Annotated in this window: 2 protein-coding genes; both read right to left on the bottom strand. The window is 40.7% G+C overall.

Annotation, left to right across the window (positions count from 1 at the left end; translation table 11 throughout):
* Window positions 1–190, bottom strand: a 190-nt coding sequence (locus AC3WV0_RS18045; RefSeq protein ID WP_488847481.1) for a DNA-binding domain-containing protein, incomplete at its 3' end; no start/stop codon positions are given.
* A 208-nt stretch (window positions 191–398) separates the two neighbouring features.
* Window positions 399–1,114, bottom strand: a 716-nt coding sequence (locus AC3WV0_RS18040) for a hypothetical protein (RefSeq protein ID WP_488847480.1), incomplete at its 5' end; no start/stop codon positions are given.

Raw genomic sequence — 1,114 nt, 5'->3', positions numbered from 1 at the left:
AAAGCTCGGTCGCATGCTCCATTGCCGAAGCAGAAACATCTGCGCCACCACGACTGGCAGCGGCTTCACAAATCTGTTTTACAGAAAGGGAACGTTCGCTTGCCGTACGGGCAATGAAATCATTGGGATTGTCTTTAGTTAAAACATTATCGTAGAGATACGCTTTGATTTTGTGTAAGATGTTTGCCATTGTTGTTTATTTTAAATGGTTGTTAAATTTGTTATTAAATCCTCATAGGTTTCTAAAACCTATGAGGATTAGGATTTATTAATTTAGTTGTTGTCAGGTTGCTGGCATGAGCGTCACGCTCGTGACCAGCACTCTGCCTGAACCCCCTTTTATATTTAAAACCGGCACGAGGAGACGCTCGCGCCAGCGGGGTTAATTAATTGAATATCTAATTAATATAACTCGCGTTGAAGCTCATTGACATTACTGAGCAGTTCATATTCGCTCCGCTAGTAGTACCATTGTTGCTTGTTCTACTCATTCTAACGTCAACAGTATGTGTGCCGGCAGATAGAAATTTTACACAACTTAAATTGAATTGAGCTTGTGCTCCAGCTGAAGATTCTTGTGCAGTCTGAAATACATTCGTTGGAGAATTATCTATATAAATCTTTGTAGTGTAATAGGCAGTTCCACCTCCAGCGGGAAAGTTAAAATAGTCCAAACCTAGCATGAAATTTAAAAATAAAGCTTTGCCCCCTGCAGGAATTGTAATTGTTTGACTAGATCCTGAAACAGTAGTCCACGCTAAATCATTTACATTAAAATTTCCACTACTTGCAAAAGCTTCTTGAGTAGTTACGCTTGCTGCAGTAGAATTTGGGACCGTTATCACATTTCCACTTGCATCTACGCCCAAGGCCTGTCCTGTACCTACAGTGGTAGAAGAATTTAAATTGCTAAACTTTAGTCCCGAAGTATTTGCTGTACCAGAATTAATTTCCAATGTTGAGGATGGAGAACTTGTACCTATTCCAACTTGCCCATTATCTTTTACAACGAAGTCTGCTCCTGCTGCTCTGGCTGTCCCATCTGCTTTGGTTCCCAATTTTACAAGACCATTGGCGGTATCATTGATCCAGGCATCATTGGTGTTATCACTGG

The sequence above is a fragment of the Chryseobacterium sp. 27AL genome (genome assembly GCF_057815395.1).
Note: the sequence above shows the minus strand (reverse complement) of the source record. Positions and strands in the feature narration are given on the sequence as shown.